This window comes from Microbulbifer epialgicus (assembly GCF_041447265.1).
Taxonomy (GTDB): Bacteria; Pseudomonadota; Gammaproteobacteria; order Pseudomonadales; family Cellvibrionaceae; genus Microbulbifer; species Microbulbifer epialgicus.
The window spans coordinates 10,672-27,913 of record NZ_JBGMEK010000016.1; the positions used below are offsets into that span (position 1 = coordinate 10,672).

At 55.5% G+C, this 17,242-nt stretch carries 14 protein-coding genes; all 14 read left to right on the top strand.

The features are described from left to right. The first annotated feature begins 54 nt into the window (after nucleotides 1-54). The 14 genes from ACCI49_RS09260 to ACCI49_RS25125 all read left to right on the top strand — a co-directional run bounded on the left by ACCI49_RS09260 (nucleotide 55) and on the right by ACCI49_RS25125 (nucleotide 17,141). Entirely contained in the window at nucleotides 55-1,851 is a 1,797-nt protein-coding gene (locus tag ACCI49_RS09260; protein ID WP_371838677.1) for an eCIS core domain-containing protein, read from the top strand. After that, nucleotides 1,848-2,504: a hypothetical protein gene (locus ACCI49_RS09265; RefSeq protein ID WP_371838678.1), complete on the top strand. Its 657-nt coding sequence runs from the start codon at nucleotides 1,848-1,850 to the stop codon at nucleotides 2,502-2,504. The genes ACCI49_RS09260 and ACCI49_RS09265 overlap by 4 nt, the downstream gene beginning before the upstream one ends. Continuing rightward, nucleotides 2,501-2,863, top strand: a complete 363-nt coding sequence (locus ACCI49_RS09270; protein WP_371838679.1) for a LysM domain-containing protein — start codon at nucleotides 2,501-2,503, stop codon at nucleotides 2,861-2,863. The genes ACCI49_RS09265 and ACCI49_RS09270 overlap by 4 nt, the downstream gene beginning before the upstream one ends. Then, complete coding sequence (locus ACCI49_RS09275; protein WP_371838680.1) at nucleotides 2,860-3,987, top strand: hypothetical protein; 1,128 nt, start codon at nucleotides 2,860-2,862, stop codon at nucleotides 3,985-3,987. The genes ACCI49_RS09270 and ACCI49_RS09275 overlap by 4 nt, the downstream gene beginning before the upstream one ends. Beyond that, nucleotides 3,984-4,493, top strand: coding sequence for a phage baseplate assembly protein V (locus ACCI49_RS09280; protein ID WP_371838681.1), 510 nt, complete (start codon nucleotides 3,984-3,986; stop codon nucleotides 4,491-4,493). The genes ACCI49_RS09275 and ACCI49_RS09280 overlap by 4 nt, the downstream gene beginning before the upstream one ends. A 13-nt stretch (nucleotides 4,494-4,506) precedes the next feature. Beyond that, the gene (locus ACCI49_RS09285; protein WP_371838682.1) at nucleotides 4,507-4,827 is read left to right on the top strand and encodes a hypothetical protein; all 321 of its coding nucleotides are present in this window, start codon (nucleotides 4,507-4,509) and stop codon (nucleotides 4,825-4,827) included. 4 nt (nucleotides 4,828-4,831) lie between these two features. Further along, nucleotides 4,832-5,194, top strand: a complete 363-nt coding sequence (locus tag ACCI49_RS09290) for a GPW/gp25 family protein (RefSeq protein ID WP_371838683.1) — start codon at nucleotides 4,832-4,834, stop codon at nucleotides 5,192-5,194. Beyond that, the gene (locus ACCI49_RS09295; RefSeq protein ID WP_371838684.1) at nucleotides 5,191-7,713 is read left to right on the top strand and encodes a putative baseplate assembly protein; all 2,523 of its coding nucleotides are present in this window, start codon (nucleotides 5,191-5,193) and stop codon (nucleotides 7,711-7,713) included. The genes ACCI49_RS09290 and ACCI49_RS09295 overlap by 4 nt, the downstream gene beginning before the upstream one ends. Next, nucleotides 7,710-10,532 (top strand): baseplate J/gp47 family protein, encoded by a 2,823-nt coding sequence (locus tag ACCI49_RS09300; protein WP_371838685.1) that lies wholly within the window; start codon nucleotides 7,710-7,712, stop codon nucleotides 10,530-10,532. Before ACCI49_RS09295 ends, ACCI49_RS09300 begins: the two co-directional genes overlap by 4 nt. Further along, complete coding sequence (locus ACCI49_RS09305; protein ID WP_371838686.1) at nucleotides 10,529-12,727, top strand: hypothetical protein; 2,199 nt, start codon at nucleotides 10,529-10,531, stop codon at nucleotides 12,725-12,727. The genes ACCI49_RS09300 and ACCI49_RS09305 overlap by 4 nt, the downstream gene beginning before the upstream one ends. Before the next feature lie 39 nt (nucleotides 12,728-12,766). Next, nucleotides 12,767-16,123, top strand: coding sequence for a DUF6519 domain-containing protein (locus tag ACCI49_RS09310; protein ID WP_371838687.1), 3,357 nt, complete (start codon nucleotides 12,767-12,769; stop codon nucleotides 16,121-16,123). Between the two features lie 15 nt (nucleotides 16,124-16,138). After that, nucleotides 16,139-16,684: a hypothetical protein gene (locus tag ACCI49_RS09315; protein WP_371838688.1), complete on the top strand. Its 546-nt coding sequence runs from the start codon at nucleotides 16,139-16,141 to the stop codon at nucleotides 16,682-16,684. A gap of 98 nt (nucleotides 16,685-16,782) precedes the next feature. Then, nucleotides 16,783-17,019 carry a hypothetical protein gene (locus ACCI49_RS09320; RefSeq protein ID WP_503629701.1) on the top strand — a complete coding sequence of 79 codons (237 nt, stop codon included), beginning with the start codon at nucleotides 16,783-16,785 and terminating at the stop codon, nucleotides 17,017-17,019. After that, nucleotides 17,001-17,141, top strand: a complete 141-nt coding sequence (locus tag ACCI49_RS25125) for a hypothetical protein (RefSeq protein WP_503629702.1) — start codon at nucleotides 17,001-17,003, stop codon at nucleotides 17,139-17,141. The genes ACCI49_RS09320 and ACCI49_RS25125 overlap by 19 nt, the downstream gene beginning before the upstream one ends. Nucleotides 17,142-17,242: the final 101 nt, after the last annotated feature.

The following is a 17,242-nucleotide window of genomic DNA, read 5'->3' on the forward strand; positions in this document are numbered from 1 at the left end:
CGCCGCTATGACCGATTTATCGCTCTGTTTGGAACTCAACTGTGAGGATAAACAATGAGCACTCGCAGGCCCCTCGAAGCTAACGCGACCGGTGGATTTGTTTCGGCTGACAAGAGGGCTGGAGCCTTCCTGAATCTCGGAGACCTGGCCGCTGAGTTCCCATTGCGGGTGCAGAGATCCTGCGAATGTGGCTCCCCAGGGTCATCGGGGGCATATCCCGGCAACGTTGAGGAACGACTTGGGGTACAGCCAAAGATCAGTATCGGCCCTCCAAACGACGCTTACGAACAGGAAGCAGATCGAGTCGCTGATCAAGTGATTGCCGGTGGAGCAGAGCGAGCACCGTTGTCCAACAACATTATGCGACTGCAGCGCCAGCCACTCGAAAAGGAACAGGAAGACGAGTCAATCCAGCTCAAGAATGCCAGCTCCTATTCAAATCTATCTAATGGTGCCCATGCCGCCGCGGCAGCAGTTGCTACGGGAGGGCAGCAACTTAACCGCACCGAGCGAGCCTTCTTCGAGCCTCGATTCGGGCGTGATTTGTCCCATATCAGGCTGCACACCGATGCAAACGCGGGCAGCGCCGCCGCCAGCATTGGCGCACGGGCATACACATTGCGTAACCATATCGCCTTCGCACCAGGACAGTTTGCTCCATCGACCTTAAACGGCCAGCGACTGCTGGCGCATGAATTGGTCCATACGTTCCAGCAGACCACGGACACTGCCCAACTGAGAAAGAACAATCAAATACAGAGATTTTCTCCGCCCGAAGAATCCGGCTCTGCTTCCGCTCCCACCAAGACACTCGGCGAACAGCTTGAGCAATTCGTTACTGCTGGAGTAACTATTGTTTTCTATGACGGGGGATCTAACGATGAATTTCGACGTCGCGCCAATGAAATCGCCAAGACAGAGATAGCCCTTGGCTCCAAAAGGAAGAAAATTATGGCGTCATCACTTAAATTAGGCGTGCCAGTTGATGGTGACGAAAAAGACTTTCCGAAAATTGTCAAATCAATGATCGAGGTGGCAACTAACGAGGTCAACACATATCGATCTTCCAGTGGCCTATCGCCACTAAAGAGCGATCTTAAAATTGCCAACCTGATATTTCTTTCTCACGCCGGTTCTGGTTTGTGCGGGCTAGTTGCACTTAGCTCCAATCCCAAGAAAGTACTTTCAAAGGTCCGAACCCTTCTTAGAAATGACGTACGCATCGTACTTTTTGCATGTAACACGGGAGAGGCTCCTTCGGAAGATCTCCCAAAGGATAGTCCAAAGGCTCTGCTGACCGAAGGAGGTGAAGGTTCGGTTGCCGATCGAACAAGGGATGCACTTGTAGATATCGGAAAGAAAGACGCAGTCGTTTACGGCAATCTCGGAGTTGGCCACACCTCAAGAAATAGGGCCAAACGCGAATTCAGGGCAAGCGAAGGGAAATCGGCAGCCGGTCACTCTTTTCTCGGGGATATAAATTCTTCTATCCAGGAAACCACGTTTGGATATCTAATTCCAGAGCATAAATACGTGGATTTAGAGCAAAAAAAGAAGGATAAATTGAGAAAGTATATCGGGGGGAAACTGGTTTCATCGTACCATAAGTTAAATAACCAATATAAAAAACGGGAATTTAGTGGTTTCAGCAATTCCCTCTCGCTAAAAAAATTGCTTGATATCGATACTAATGCTGGACTCGAACCTGGCGCTACGGGCCTTGCACAGCACATTCCTTTCCGACCGGAAACCGTTGCTAATCTTGTAGTCTACTACTGGTATACCGTTTTTCTCCCCACCAACGAAAGCGACATCAAAGAGCGCGTTGAAAAAATAGCATCGAAACCATGACCGGCTTTCCCAACTCCCCAAAACTACTACGTGCCGGCCTGATTCTGATATCACCGGACAACGGCTCCGTCGAGCGTATTATTACCCTGCAGTATGCTCCAGAAACCCTGTCACGACAGGTAGAAGCCCAGTCGATCAATGAAGAATCGGATCGTTCCCAGCCATTGCGCCTGACTGGCCCGGCAAAGGAGACGATGACTCTGGAAGCGGAAATAGATGCAACGGATCAACTGGAATTCCCTACACAGAATACTGCTGTCACTGAGTCCGGCATCTTCCCTGCTCTCTCTGCACTGGAAACCATGATTTATCCCACCTCAGCGCAACTGGAGCGCCAGAACGCCCAGGCAGCCGCCGGGTCTTTTGAAATTACGCCGGCGGAAACACCGTTGGCGCTGTTTGCCTGGAGTGCGCGCCGCATTGTACCGGTGCGACTGGATTCACTGCAGATTACCGAAGAGTTTTTCGACCACAAACTCAATCCGATTCGGGCCAAGGTATCGCTATCACTGAGAGTGTTGTCTGTAGATGATCTCGGCTTTGGCCATCGAGGAAGCGGGCTTTTTATGGCCTATCTGCAATCGAAAGAGCAACTTGCAGGTAAGTTTGCTGGCGGCACCCTGAATGCTCTGGGTGCGGGAGGAATGGTATGAAAAACCCGATTCAAGCGATGTATGAGGCGGGGATTGTTGAGGCCACAGACTTTCCTGCCAACAGCCGATACCACGGTGTACCCACACGTATGCACACCGCTCATGATGGACGACAGTTGCCCTACTTGGCGCGGCGCTTTGTACCCACACCAGAAAAATTTGCCACAGCAGGCTACCGCATGGTTGTCGAAGGGGAGCGGTTGGACCAGGTTGCGGCTGAAATTCTGGGTAATGCCGAGGCTTTTTGGCTGCACTGCGATGCCAATCGCACCATTTGGGCGGAAGAGCTGGAACAGACCGGCCGGGAGATCCGTCTGACTTTACCCGAAGGCGTGCCCGGCCCAGAGGAGGAGCTGTGATCAAGGGAATCGATTTGTCACTGCTGTTCGGTCCCGGCGTACCCGCACCGGCGCCGCGTGCGATCATCGATTCGCTGCAGTCGGTCAAAATTGAGGAAAATTCTGGTGCAGTGCAATCGGGATTTGATCTGGTTTTTGCACTGGAAAAGGATTCCCCGCTCAACACTTTATTCCTGCTCGCCGGTGGTAGCGCACTGCCGATACTGCGATTGGCACTGGTAGCCACTATCAACGGGAAAGCCATCGCCCTGATTAACGGTGTGGTAACCAAGACAGATCTCCGCCCTAGTTCCGATGGCACACCAGCAATGCTATCTGTGAAAGGCAAGGACCTAACCGGGGCGATGGACGCCATTGATTTCTCAGGCATTCCCTATCCAGCCATGCCCGCCTTCGCACGGGTTGCTTTAGTACTCGCCAAGTACTCCTGGCTGGGCGTAATTCCGCAAGTGATTCCTGATGTGGCGGGGCCTCCACTGCCTACGGAGAAGATACCGCGTCACCAGGGAACGGATCTTGCCTATATTCGCATGCTTGCGGACGAGGCGGGTTACACCTTTTTCATGAAGCCAGGGCCGGCACCAACGACCTCTATTGCTTATTGGGGGCCGGAAATTCGTATTGGTGAGATACAGCCGGCACTCACTGTCGACAGCGGCTTTTCCAATAATACCGAGGATTTGAGTTTTAGCTTCGATAAGGAAGGGTTGGAGGTACCGGTGGTCTATATTCAGAATCCGCAAACCAAGGCACCCATCCCTATTCCGATCCCATCGGCAATTCCTTTTCAGCCACCTCTGGGATTGGTACCACCGATACCGCCAAAAATTACAAGAATGACAGATACCGCACGGCTAAACCCTGCGGAAGCACTGGCCCGTGGGTTTGCGCACGCAGCACAGCATATGGATGCAGTCAGCGGCAATGGTCAGATCGATGTGGTTCGCTATGGCCGTATTCTGCGTGCACGTAATTTGGTGGGTGTGCGCGGCGCCGGACAAGCCTTTGATGGAGTGCACTATGTGGAAAGTGTTATCCACGACCTGAGCCGTGGAAGTTACAAACAATCCTTTAGCCTCAAAAGAAGCGGGTTACTTCCGGCCCGTGCATCGGTGCCGGCATGACAGAAAGCTACTACGGCAAGTACCGCGGAACCGTGGTAAACAATGTCGACCCAATGCAGACAGGACGTATCCAGGCGATAGTGCCAGACGTATCGGCGGCGGCACTCACCAGCTGGTGTATGCCCTGCTTTCCGATGTCCGGTGTACAAACGGGATCTGTTGCTGTACCCCCAATTGGCGCCGGTGTTTGGGTGGAGTTTGAAAAAGGGGACCCCGATTCGCCCATCTGGACCGGTTGCTTTTACGGCTCTGCTGCGGAGATGCCGGCATTGCATAGACTCACGCCGCCTGGAGTTAGCGCGGTTACCCTGCAGACATTGCTCCAGAATGGCATCACCGTTACGGATTTGCCCGGCCCTACGGGCGGCATAGTACTGAAGACTGCATCCGGTGCATCGCTGATCATTAACGATACCGGCATCTATATCCAGAATGGACGTGGTGCCTCAATTGTTATGAGTGGTCCGACCGTCACCGTAAACAATGGCGCTCTCACAATAACCTGATCAGGAGAAAAAAATGAGCGGCCCCTTACTGCATCTTGGTGCCACCGTTACCTGCTCTCACGGCGGCCAAGCCTTGCCCACCGGGCCGTCGAAACGAGTCCAGGTCTCAGGCCAGCCAGCCGTAACTCAAGCTTCACCCTGGACGGTGGCGGGATGCGGCTTCGTGCCCCCGGGAGGCAATGGGCCCTGCGCCAGCGCTACTTACGTGGTTGCGGCAGCGCGGGTATTGATTGAGGGCCAGCCGGCAGTTTTACAATCATCTATCAGTGTGTGTGCGCCGACGGGAACGCCATTGATCTCGGTGCAGGCACAGCCTCGTGTGCTGGGGACATGAAACCATGCAAGTCGACTTCCCCTATCATTTCGACGGCCGCGATCGCACTGCAGAAACCTCCGAAGAGAATCATATTCGCAACCTGATCGAACAAATTCTCTTTACCAATCCAGGCGAACGGGTCAATCGCCCCGACTTCGGTGCTGGCATCTATCAGCTTCTTTTCGCCCCAGCCAGCCCGGAACAGGCGGCCACTACTGAATTTATGATTCGCGGTGCCCTGCAACAATATCTCGGCCAACGTATTTCGGTACAGGAAATTACGGCTGAAGCCGTGGATTCCGCCATCCACATTAATATCGCCTACCAAATACTGCGCAATGGAGTCCTGAGTTCCGCCAGCTTTCAGGTTGGGGGTGGCCCGTGATCTACCACTGTTGCGATGCCCGGCGCCGCGAGCGCTTGTTGCAGGCGATCGTCGACGGTATGGCGATCAACGGAATCGACTTTCTAGAGGTGCTCGACCGCGAGGCACCCACCGATACACCACCTCAGCGCACCCTGCTGCTGCGCTTTCTCAATACCGCGCCGGCATTGGTGCTGGAGAATTTTGAACTGGACGGTGGCGAGCGGATCACCGGTATCACTCTGGAGTGGCTCACCCGTGGAAGTGCACCAGATCCAGCCCTGGCAGAGCCAGGGCTGATCACTTACCTTGGCACTCTCACCGCCCCAGACCAACTGCTGGTGCTACGCACCTCGTCTTCAGGGGATTACACCAACTACCGGCTACGTCTTGTGGACTCCCCCGGTGCACTTAACCCGCCGCCGGGGATCGACCGAGTGCTGTCCGAGGTTGATTTTTCTTTCAAAGTTGAATGCCCAACGGATTTTGATTGTGCGCCCGCCCAATACTGCCCCGAGGAGCTCGCAGAACAGCTGGTGCTGTCTTATCTCGCCAAGGACTACCATAGCTTCCGCCGTTTGATGCTGGGCCGCATGACGCAAATCATGCCCAATTGGCGTGAGCGCAATATAGCGGACTTGGGTATTACCCTCGTGGAGGTGTTAGCTTATACCGCCGATCGCCTCTCCTATGCCCAGGATGCTGTAGCAACCGAATCCTATCTCACCACCGCCCGCCGCCGCTCCTCGATACGCCGCCATGCCCGGCTGGTGGACTACAAGATGCATGATGGTGCCAATGCACGCGTATGGATTCAACTGCAATCGGAAGTGGATGACCTGGTCATCCCCGCAGGCACGAGATTCCTGACTCGGCTCACCGGCTTTGATCCAATTATTGACGAGGGTGATGGAGCTCGGATTGCCATGAACCTCTCGCCACTGGTATTCGAATCGCTACATGAAAAGACATTGAGCGCTTCTGAAAACGCCATGACTTTTTACGAATGGTCTGATGCCGAGTGCTGCCTGCCCAAGGGAGCAACCCGCGCTACCCTCGCTGGTGACCATCCCAGCTTGGCCATCGGCGATGTACTGATTTTCGAGGAGCGCCTGGGCCCTCGAACCGGGCGAGCCGCCGATGCAGATCCGGATGTGCGCCATGTGGTGCGCTTGGCCGCAGTACAGGCTGGGCTTACCGACGAGCTGGAGGGAGCATCTATCACCGAGATTCGCTGGGCGGAGGAGGATGCTCTGCCATTCTCTTTTTGTATTTCTTCGACTTTGGACGAAGCGGCCGGTGGCGGGTTACAGCGTGGAGTTTCCCATGCACTCGGCAATATACTGCTCGCTGACCATGGCCAGACAATCTCCGGCGAGGTCCTGGGTACAGTGCCACGGCCCCACCTGCAGTTGTTGCCAGAAGCTGGAAGCACATCCTGCGATAGGCCAGAACCGCGCAGTGTACCGCCCCGCTATCGGCCGCACCTGGCAAATGGACCTGTATCGCAGGCTGCGCCTTTCGACGAAGCTGCACCCTCGGCCTATGCCGCCGCCAGTCCCACGACAGAAAACCGTAAACCAGCGATAGCGTTGCAATCGGGTATTGCCCCAGCCCCTGAAAATTGGTTTGCCCAACCGGATTTACTGCAGTCTATGCCGGAGAGTTCCCACTTCGTTCTCGAAACCGAAGTCGACGGGGCTGCTTTTCTGCGTTTCGGCGACGACCGCAATGGCCGCCGCCCCACTGCCGGTACATCTTTTACTGCCAGCTATCGTGTTGGCAACGGTCGGCGCGGCAATGTTGGCGCCGATGCAATTTCCCACATCATGACCAATCTTTCCGGGATCTCCGCCGTACGCAACCCTCTTCCCGCTAGCGGTGGCATTGATCCCGAATCCATGGAATCGGTACGCCAAGCCGCGCCCTATGCATACCGTCGCCAGGAGCGCGCGGTGACACAGGAAGACTACGCGCAGATGGCCCAACGTCACCGAGATGTGCAGCGTGCTGCTGCCACCTTTCGCTGGAATGGCCATGGCCATACCGTTTTCATCACCGTCGACCGGTACGGTAATCGACCGGTGACGGCGGAATTCGAGGAGGAGTTACGCGAACAGCTAAATGCTGTACGTATGGCTGGCTACGACCTGGAAATAGATGCCCCGCGCTTTGTTCCTCTGGAAATCACCCTTTTTATCTGCGTACATCCGGATCACTTCCGTTCCCAAGTGCGACATCAGGTGTTGTTTGTACTCAGTGCGGGCCGAAACCCTGACGGCAGTAATGGCTTTTTTCATCCAGATCGACTGACGTTCGGCACACCCATCTATCTCAGTGCTATCTATGCCCGGGTAATGGCCATTGAGGGCGTAGCCTCTGTAGAGGCGCATACTTTCCAGCGTCGCGGTGGCACTGGTACTGCAGCCTTGGAAGATGGTGTACTGACCTTTGGGCGGCTGGAGATTGCCCAGCTGGAGAACAATCCGAACTTTCCCGAGCGTGGCTTCCTTCAGTTAGAAATGGAAGGTGGTAAATGAACGAAGCCCCCATCCACGTCGGCCACCCGGATCAGAATTCAGCTACATCTGTTTGCGGCTGCTGTATGGGCGCTACGCTGGCCACTTTGCGGCCAACAGAAAACCGGCCGAATCTATCAGCCATTGCCTTCCGCGCGGGTGACCACGCTAACTTCAAGGCGTCCATGCTCACCGGTCTTGCCTCAGCAGCGCATCCGGCGCTGGCGAATTTGCGGACACGCGAAGGGGACGATTTCTCCATTGCCCTGATCGACGCCTGGGCTGCAGTCTGTGACGTATTGACCTTCTATCAGGAGCGCTTGGCGAATGAGGCCTATATAGGAACCGCCACCGAGCGCCTGTCGATTGAGGAGCTTGCGCGATTGATCGGCTATCGCCTACACCCTGGTGCCGCTGCCGAAACCGATCTGGTAATCCTGATGGAGGATCCCCCCGGAGCATCGCCGGATGTTGCTGAATTGACAGTGCCCGCAGGTACCCGCGTACAGAGCCAGCCTGGGCCGGACGAAAAGCCACAAGTCTTTGAGACCCTCGACGACCTGGAAACCAAGGTAGCCTGGAATACTCTGCGTCCGCGCCTGACACGCCCGGTACTGCCCAACAACGGCGATAGCACCGCCTGGGTCGAAGGCACACCGACTCTGCAAGTGGGTGATGCCATCGTTTTTGTTTCCCGTGAACGTAGCGATGAAGATTTTATAGGCTTCGATAAGAATTCCACGCTGTGGGATTTCCGATATATCGTGGCTGTGGAATCTGAGCCCCAAGGCCAACGCACACGTATCACCTGGGACCGGGCGCTGGATAGTGTGGCCACCGAGGGCGGGAAGCCGACGGCGGGGCTGAAGCTCTATCAGTTACGCGAGCATGCATCGCTTTTCGGTTACAACGCACCGCATCCACGGGTGCTGTCAGAAAAAATACGGGAGAGCTTTGGCTTCGTAGGCGACGACTTTCCAATTATTGAACCCGGGGAACCCATTCCCGAGCCGTCGCCATCGAGAATTCGCGGTACCCCGGAACACCCCGGTGATTGGCACTTTACCCTGGCATCGGGCAACAGAATAACACTTGATGCTGTTTACAAGTCATTTGTGCCCCAAAGCTGGGTAGTACTTTCTCTGCGCTCCGGTTTTGAGGACGTATTTCGGGTCGAAGATACCGTAGCGGATGCAGAATCCATATATGCAATCAGCGCTCGAGCAACCCGACTGACTCTGGATAAGCCGCACTCTATTTTGGACTTTGCGGAAGACTACCGACGTATTGCCGTATATGGCGGCACGACCGAAGTGCCCCTGGCTGAAACGCCACAGGCGAAATGGGTAGCGGGCGATAAAATTGAGTTGGAGCAAGGTGGTGACGACCTTCCCAAGGGGCGCAAACTGATTTTTCGCGGTCACCCTGCCTGTCTCAAAATAACAGCGCAGGTGATCACTTTGGCGGCCGATGACGGCGCGGTAAGGGGGCTCACGCGGGGCACAATAGTAACTCTCCTGGGACAGTCTGAACCACAAGGAGAGAACCACAGTTTCCGCCTTCGGGACCAGGACGGTTTCATCGGCACTGCGCTGGCATTGGGCGAGGCTTTCGAGTCAATTCCAGCCCCCGATACGGCACCAGAGATAACAGTTACCGCTACATTAAAAAGGGTCCTAGCCACCGACGCCACTCACTCCCAACTCGAACTGGAAGAGCCACTGGGCGCCGCCTTTGACCGCACCAGCTTACGCATTCACGCTAATGTGGCCCGCGCTGCTCATGGTGAAGGTGCTGCTGAAATACTCGGCGGTGGTGATCCCTCAGTGCCTTTCCAGAAGTTCCAGATTAAGCAGGCCCCGGTCACCCATCGGTTAGCGGCCAATGAGACCGGTGTTAAAAGTACTCTGTCTGTGCGCATCGATGGCGTAGAATGGGATGAAGTACCTGATCTCTATCAACGCGATGCTGAGGCCCGGATCTATAAAACCTCTCTGACGGATGACAGCAACACCATAATCGAGTTCGGCGATGGCATCTCCGGCGCCCGTCCGCCCGCTGGGCGAGACAATATTCTTGTCAATCATTCTCGGGGCTTGGGGCGGGCTGGCAATCTGCGTGCAGGGCAATTGACTCTGGCGTTGGACCGGCCTCTTGGCCTCAAGGAAACAGACAATCCCCTACCTGCGAGCGGTGGGGCCGATCCCGAAACAGCAGCGGATGCGCGTCTCAATGCACCAGCCTATACCCTAACCTTGGGCCGGCTGGTTTCCCTCACCGACTACCGCGACTTCGCGCTCAGTTTCCCCGGTATTGCCAAGGCCGAGGCGCGCTGGGTCTGGGTTGGCGAGACACGCCGCATTGCTGTGACTATCGCCGGCGATGGCGGCACTGAAATAGCCTCCAATTCTGCCACCTTTACCAACCTGTTGAATGCTTTCCGCAGCCTGGGCGATCCGCTGGTTGGTGTTGATTTGCTGTCCTACCAGCCGGCTAGCTTTCGGCTTGGACTTAAAGTTGCGGTGGATACAACTTACTCAAGCGAAGCTGTTCTCGCCGCTACTGAGGCTCGACTGCGCGAAACATTCTCCTTCAAAACCCGTGGCTTCGGTCAGCTTCTCAGTCTGTCCGAAGTCGCCGCCGCCGCACATCAGGTAGAGGGACTGACAGCGGTGGATATTGATCTTCTATATCGCACTACAGCGCCACAAACCGCACTGATTGTCCACTCACGCTTGGTTTCCCAGCCGGGTCACCTCGGGCCAGGCGGCATTCTGCTGCCAGCCGAAATACTTACCCTCGATGAGGATCCGCTCGACAAGCTGGAATTAATGACATGAACCGGATCTCGCCTGAAGCCCTCTACCGATTACTACCCGCAGTTCACAGATTGCGCGACGCTGATGAAGGCGAACCGCTCAGAGCCATTATTTCTGTTCTGTCCCGTGAAGGCGCAGTAGTTGAGGAGAATATTGAACAGCTGCTGGACAATTTGTTTATTGAGACCTGTGCAGACTGGGCTGCCCCCTATATCGGTGGCATCATCGGTTACCGCGCGCTTTACCCGGTGGAAGGTGCAAATGTTGGCAATCGCGCCGAGGTCGCAAACACTATCGGCTATCGTCGGCGCAAGGGAACAGCCACAGTGCTGGAAGCCCTCGCTCGGGACGTTACTGGTTGGCCCGCCCATGTGGTGGAGTTTTTCCAGGTCACCGCCAGCTGCCAGCATATGAATCATATTCGCCCAACCCATCACATGGTCCCCGACCTGCACGATCCACTGAAATTGGAACCTCTGAGTAGAGCTTTCGATCGGGTTTCACATCTGGCGGATGTGCGTTCGATTCAACAGGCTCCCAGGCGCAAGAGCGTCCGCGGCAGGCATAATTTCACCAATATCGGTTTGTTTCTGTGGCGGCTGATTCCTATGGCGCATACCCGAGTTCCCTGCGTACGGGTCGACGACCGCCGTTTCCTGTTCGACCCATTGGGTGCGCCGCGCCAGCTGGTGAACTTGCCACAACCAGAGGAGAGTATCTCCAGCATTTCCCAGCCGGAACATCTACCGGGCGATATCTCCCGCCGCGCTCTGGCTGCTGAGCCTTTCCTCTGGTATGGGCCGGGCCGGGCTTTTGAAATTTTCGTAAATGATGTCGCGGTGCCGGTAACTCGTATCGAAGCCTGCGACCTATCCGATGACGAACTCGGCTGGAATCACTCGCCCCATAGCGCAATTCCGGCTGAGGACTTGGCTGAAATTGAGGGCGGCAATCCACTGGTGCCACCGGCCAATGCACTGGTGCGGGTCGACCCGGTTCTTGGGCGCTTCGCCTTTCCCAGCGGGGAACCAGGGGAAGTGCGGGCCAGTTTTCACATTGGCTTTCCGGCCCGGATTGGAGGTGGCCAATACAACCGTGCCACCACCTTGACACAAGACCCGGGGCAGGAGCTGGTCTCCTGCCCCAGCCCTGAACATCCCGATCTGCAAAGCGCCATTGACACGATCGCTCCTGGGGGAGGCATCGTTGAGATCACTAATTCAGATATTTTCAGTGAAGCGCTCGCCATCAGTGCTGAGGCGGGTATGGAGCTGATATTGCGTGCTGCCAATGGTGTACGCCCTACCCTGCGTACAGCCGCACCTATCACTGTCAGCGGAGGTGCAGAGTCGCGGATTATCCTGGACGGACTGGTTATTGAGGGAGGCCCCCTCACTATTCAACCGAATGGTGAAGGGGAATCTCCCAAGTCCGTTACTCTGCGTCACCTTACCTTAATCCCCGGGCTCGCCTTTACAGCCAGTGGCGAACCGCAGAGTCCAGAGGCAACCAGTCTCGAAATTACCACTAGTGGCTTGGAGTTGATTATTGAGCGCTGTATCACCGGCCCTTTACGCATCGACCAAACCACTAACACAGAAATACACGACAGTATTGTCGATGCCGCCGCTAACCCGGCTCGAGACAGTGCTGCCAGCCTGGCGGTCGCAGGCCCCGCTGGCGAGGGCGATGCAGCTGGCGCACTCACTATTATTGCTTCAACGGTGATCGGTCGAATTCTTGCCCGCAGCTTCCCGCTGGTCTCCAACGCCATTTTGCACGCTCGCAGCACAGACGACTCGGCACCAGTCCGGGCCCTGCGACGCCAGCAAGGCTGTATGCGTTTCAGCTTTGTGCCCGATACCTCGATAACGCCGCGGCGCTACCGCTGCCAGCCACAGCTGGCTATCGATAATGCCATAGCCGCCTCCGTGGCAGAGGCTGGCGGTCCTATTGGCGCCGCCCAGCGCGCCTTGCTCCACTCTCGCATTGCCCGCCGGATGCGTCCGGTTTTTACCGCACAAAGTGCCTGTCATTCAGCATATGCCCAACTGAGCCGCACCGCGCCAATAGAAATTCGTACAGGCGCTTCGGACGAGGGAGAGATGGGGGCCTATCACCTGTTGGCGGCACCGCAGCGGGAAGCCAATTTGCGCATTCGGTTAGAGGAGTATTTACGTCTTGGCCTGGAGGCCGGGATTTTTTACGAAAAATAAATTTTTGCGATGTATCCAGCTTGGAAAGGGGGAATTTCCATGAGCGGTGACTACAGTCGGAATAACTTCGACAGCCTGCGGGATTTTGCAGGGGTATTCCTGCAACAAGGCCGTGCAGTACTCGACAGCGACTGGAATGAGCTTGTGGAGGTATTCGAACGTCGTATCCGTGCTGGAACAGTGGATACCATTGGTCGTGCTGTAGTACCGCGGGAGACACCTCGCGGTTTTGAAATCCGTCCTACCCTAAACGGTTTTGAAATCGGTCGCGGGCGTTTCTACCAGGATGGCACTCTCTTGGAATGCCACGGGTCTGCCAATTTTAGCGGTGCTGATGAAGAGCTTACCCAACCGGTGTTTGATCGCGGCCGTACCGGATCGGATGGCTCCGAGGGTGTACTGGATGAGATGATTGCGCAGGCTGAAGGCGATTTCGTCAATTATTTCAACCAGCCTTACTGGCCCACTCCGGAAGAACTATCTGATAATAACATCCACCTGATCTATCTGGTTAGCTGGCAGCGCGAAGTGACGCCGACAGAGTTCCCGAGTCTGCTGGAGCCAGCCTTGGGTGGGCTTGACACTACCACCCGCTGGCAGACGGTATGGCAGGTTCGTGCACTGGGAAATATCGACGACAATATAAATTGCAGCACGTCAGATGAGGATATTCCCGGCTGGATAGATGAAATAGCCCCTTCAACCGCACGGCTGAGCACCGGTACCATCGATATCGAAGAGCCTGAAGATCCCTGCATGGTGCCGCCGACCGAAGGTTATTCCGGTATCGAAAATCAACTCTATCGAGTGGAACTCCACTCGATAGGAGAACCGGATGCAAACGGTAACCCGCCAACTCAGGGGAGTGCGCGTTTCAAGTTCAGCCGCGAAAATGCCTCCGTGCGGGCCCCGGTAACCTCTATCGCCGAAGGCGCCGAAGGCGCCGAACGCGTCATAGTGTCCCGCATCGGCCGCGACGAGGTGTTGCGTTTTCAGCCCGGCGATTGGGTTGAAATCACCGATGATTGGCGCGAATTCAACCACCGCTCGGGCCAGATGCTACGCGTGGCCGACGTCGATCCGGAAATTCGTGAAGTCGAATTTGAAAATACCATCGAAGCAGATCTTGTGCCTTCAGGTGCCGACAGCGATACGCTGGCAGCCCGACATACCCGTCTTATCCGCTGGGATCAGTCTGGCGTTATCCGCCTTGATGATGGTACTGCATGGGTCGACCTCGATAGCGAAAGTTCTGATGGTCTGATTCCCGTGCCACAAGACAATCGTGCCGTGGTACTGGAGAGCGGCATTACCGTCTCCTTCTCCACCGCCGCCGGACCAGGCGGTTATCGAGAGATGGATCACTGGCGCTTTGCTGCACGCACTGCAAATACCCAGATCGATAGACTGCACGAGGCCCCACCAGATGGTATTCAACGCCACTATAGTCGCCTTGCGATTTTGCGCCCTGGTATCGTTAACCAACCGGTACAAGACTGCCGTATCTTCTGGCCACCGCTGTTTGAGATGGGAGAAGGTTGCGCCTGCACTATCTGTGTCACCGCAGAGGGACACAACTCTGGAATGCTCACTATCCAAGGGGCCATCGACCAGGTTGGTAGCGGCGGTGGCGTTGTGTGCTTGGAAACCGGTGTCTACACACTGAACTCACCGCTGCTGTTAAATGGCCGCAGCGGTATACGTATTTCGGGTCAAGGACTCGGCACTCTGCTCATTTATCAGGGGCCAGGCGGTGCACTAAGGCTAGAAACTTCTGCTGATATCCAACTTGAGGACTTCTCCATTCTCGCCGCACCGGCGACCGATGGAGACGGCAACCAGTTTCCGGTACACGGTGTTGCAGCGGTGAATACTGCAGCATTGGCATTGCGTCGGCTGACAGTATTGGTTGCATCTCCGGCACCGGAGGACCGCTTCGATTTCGGCATTGCGCTCGACGGTGTACAGATGGGCACCAAGATTGAGGAATGTGTCTCCATTGCCCCCCATGCACTCGGTTCACGCTCCTCCTACGGGCTCGATGAAGACGGCGATCTCCAATTTGTGGTCTTTGCCGGGCTGCGCACGCGCGACTGTATCCTCTTCGGCGGTCGTGAGGCGGTACGCTTCGACCGTATGGCGATGAACATCGCCGCCGCCCGGCTGTCGCAAAACCTGGTGCTGTCAACAGGCGGTGGTTTGCGTATCAACTGGGCTGAAATTCCCCTTGCATCTCTATCTATCGAAGGCAGTACCGTTGCTGCCAACCGCACCGCCTTACACATTTCGGCTGGCACTACGCGGATACAAGATTGCGAGATTTCTTCCAGCGGAAGTCAGGGGGCGGACGGTGTATTCCTCGCCCCGAGTATACTGCCCGAGACTCTGACTGATGCTCAAATCATCGGCAATACAATGTTCAGCTGCGACGCCGGTATCCGTATCGCTGGAAGGCACGATACGCTTTTCATCAAGCGCAATATCATCCGCGATTGCAGGGAAGCAGGAATCGCTACGGCAGCTGATGCCAATATCCGACATGCTGCCATCGACAACAATGCAATCGAAGGTATTGGGCTTAATGCCGAGCTAAGCGCCGTTACCGGGATCGCATTGACCTCAGTGGAATCTGGTCAGATTGTTGGTAACTCACTGAGACGTGTGGGAGAGGTGGAAGCTGAGCAGAGGTGTGCCGGCATTGCTGTCCAGGGTATCGGTAGTGTGGATATAGCTTCTAACGTTCTGTCGGACATTGGTGGTGGGCAGGAAAGTTCCTCTGTTGGTATCCTCGCTCAATTGCCTCTGCTCGGAGTGAATATCAGCTCAAATCGTATCTTCGGAGAGCTGCAGGGGAACGGGGCATTGATTGATTGGCGCGCGATTCAGATTGGACTGCCGCTGGATGATTTCGGCGAGGGCGATCCAGGCTCCCCTATAAACGGCTATACCGCAGCGATACCTATTTTTGAAACGACCGAGCTGATTTATTTCAATTTTGTAGAGGAAATCTGGACTGTATCTGCAGGGAGCTTTGCAGTGGTGTTGCCATCCGTGCCTTCTCAAATTACTTGTACCGGCAACCACGCGCGCTTGGCCCAGCCGATCACCGGCGCCATGATGAGCCTCGTTGAACCCGGTAGTGCGGGACTCTCCTTTGCCAACAACCATTGTGAGCTGCGCAGCCAGGCGAGTGTACGTGAAGTTATACTACTTGCCGCGCCACGTGTTTCTGCAGCTGGAAATCACGTAAACCACTTTGGTGGAATTACCTCGCTGCGTATTGTCACAGGCTCCGGTGGCGCCGCCACACCCATCGGAAATATCACTTCCTCCCCAATTGAGGTGCACCCCGGGGGCCTGACTGCGCCTTTTGCCGCACTTAATCTAACCCCCTGAGCAGGAGAAAACGCCATGCCGATGCAAGTAGCTATTCTTGGCCATGAAAGCACTCTGGCCGCCTTGGCCCATCAACTGTACAGGATTGAGGGAAGCGACAGTGCCGATCTTGAGCGCCGCGCTGAGGCCGCACTACTTGCGGCCAATCCAAGGCTCGCCAAGGCAGAAGGCTTCACTGTTGGTACCCCAGTTGTTGTCCCGGCTGTGAGCGGATTAGTTCTAACCGACAAGGTCAAGTCGGCCGGTATCGATGAGCAGGGCCTGACAAATGAAACAGCAATGCGCCTTCAAGCACTCAGTAGCGGGATAGACGATAGTTTCAGGCAGGCTGCCGAGGTTCGCCAGGAAGCGATGGCTCATCTCAATGACTCCAAATTCGTAGCTTCAGCCAAAGAAGCCCTTCCTGAGAGCACAAAACTGCTCGACGCAGCGAGGGATCGCCTTATGCAGGAGGGAAAGGAAGCTGAGACCACGAGTAAGAATTTTCAGGGAGCTGTTTCTACCGCCCTTGAACGTCTACAGTTTCTGGAAGAACTCTTGCGAAGTGACGGTCAGGTCTGATATTTCATGCGGAACATTAAAAAAGCAAAACCTCCGAAAGTGAAGAGGTTCAAATCGCCGCTGACGATCCGGGTGAGAAATTCGATTAATGACTCAGAATGACCGTCGTCGATGCCCTCAACTACATCGGTCATCTCCGCAAGAACGCTATCGACTCCGTCAATAGGAAAGCTTGGCAGTTCTGCAAAAATCTGCGTTCATGGTTGATTAAAACCTTACCAAAAACACTGACCAAAAGTGCGCTCGGCAAGGCCATTCCTTACCTGGATAAGAACTGGAAAAAACTGAATGTCTACTCGATGATGGCCGTCTGTGTATCGACAACAACACTGTAGGAAACGCCACCTGGCCGTTGGTGATTGGCAGGAAGAATTGGCTGTTCAACGATACGCCGAAGAGTGTCTGGCCAGTGCATCATTGTATAGTAAAGCTGAATAGCTTGGTGCCCCACAAGTAGCTGACCAAGGTTTACAGCGAACTACCAAAGGCTGAGGCTGTATTTGAGCGCCTTTTTTCATCGGGCGTAAGGAAAGCTGCTATACCAGGAAACAAAGGTCA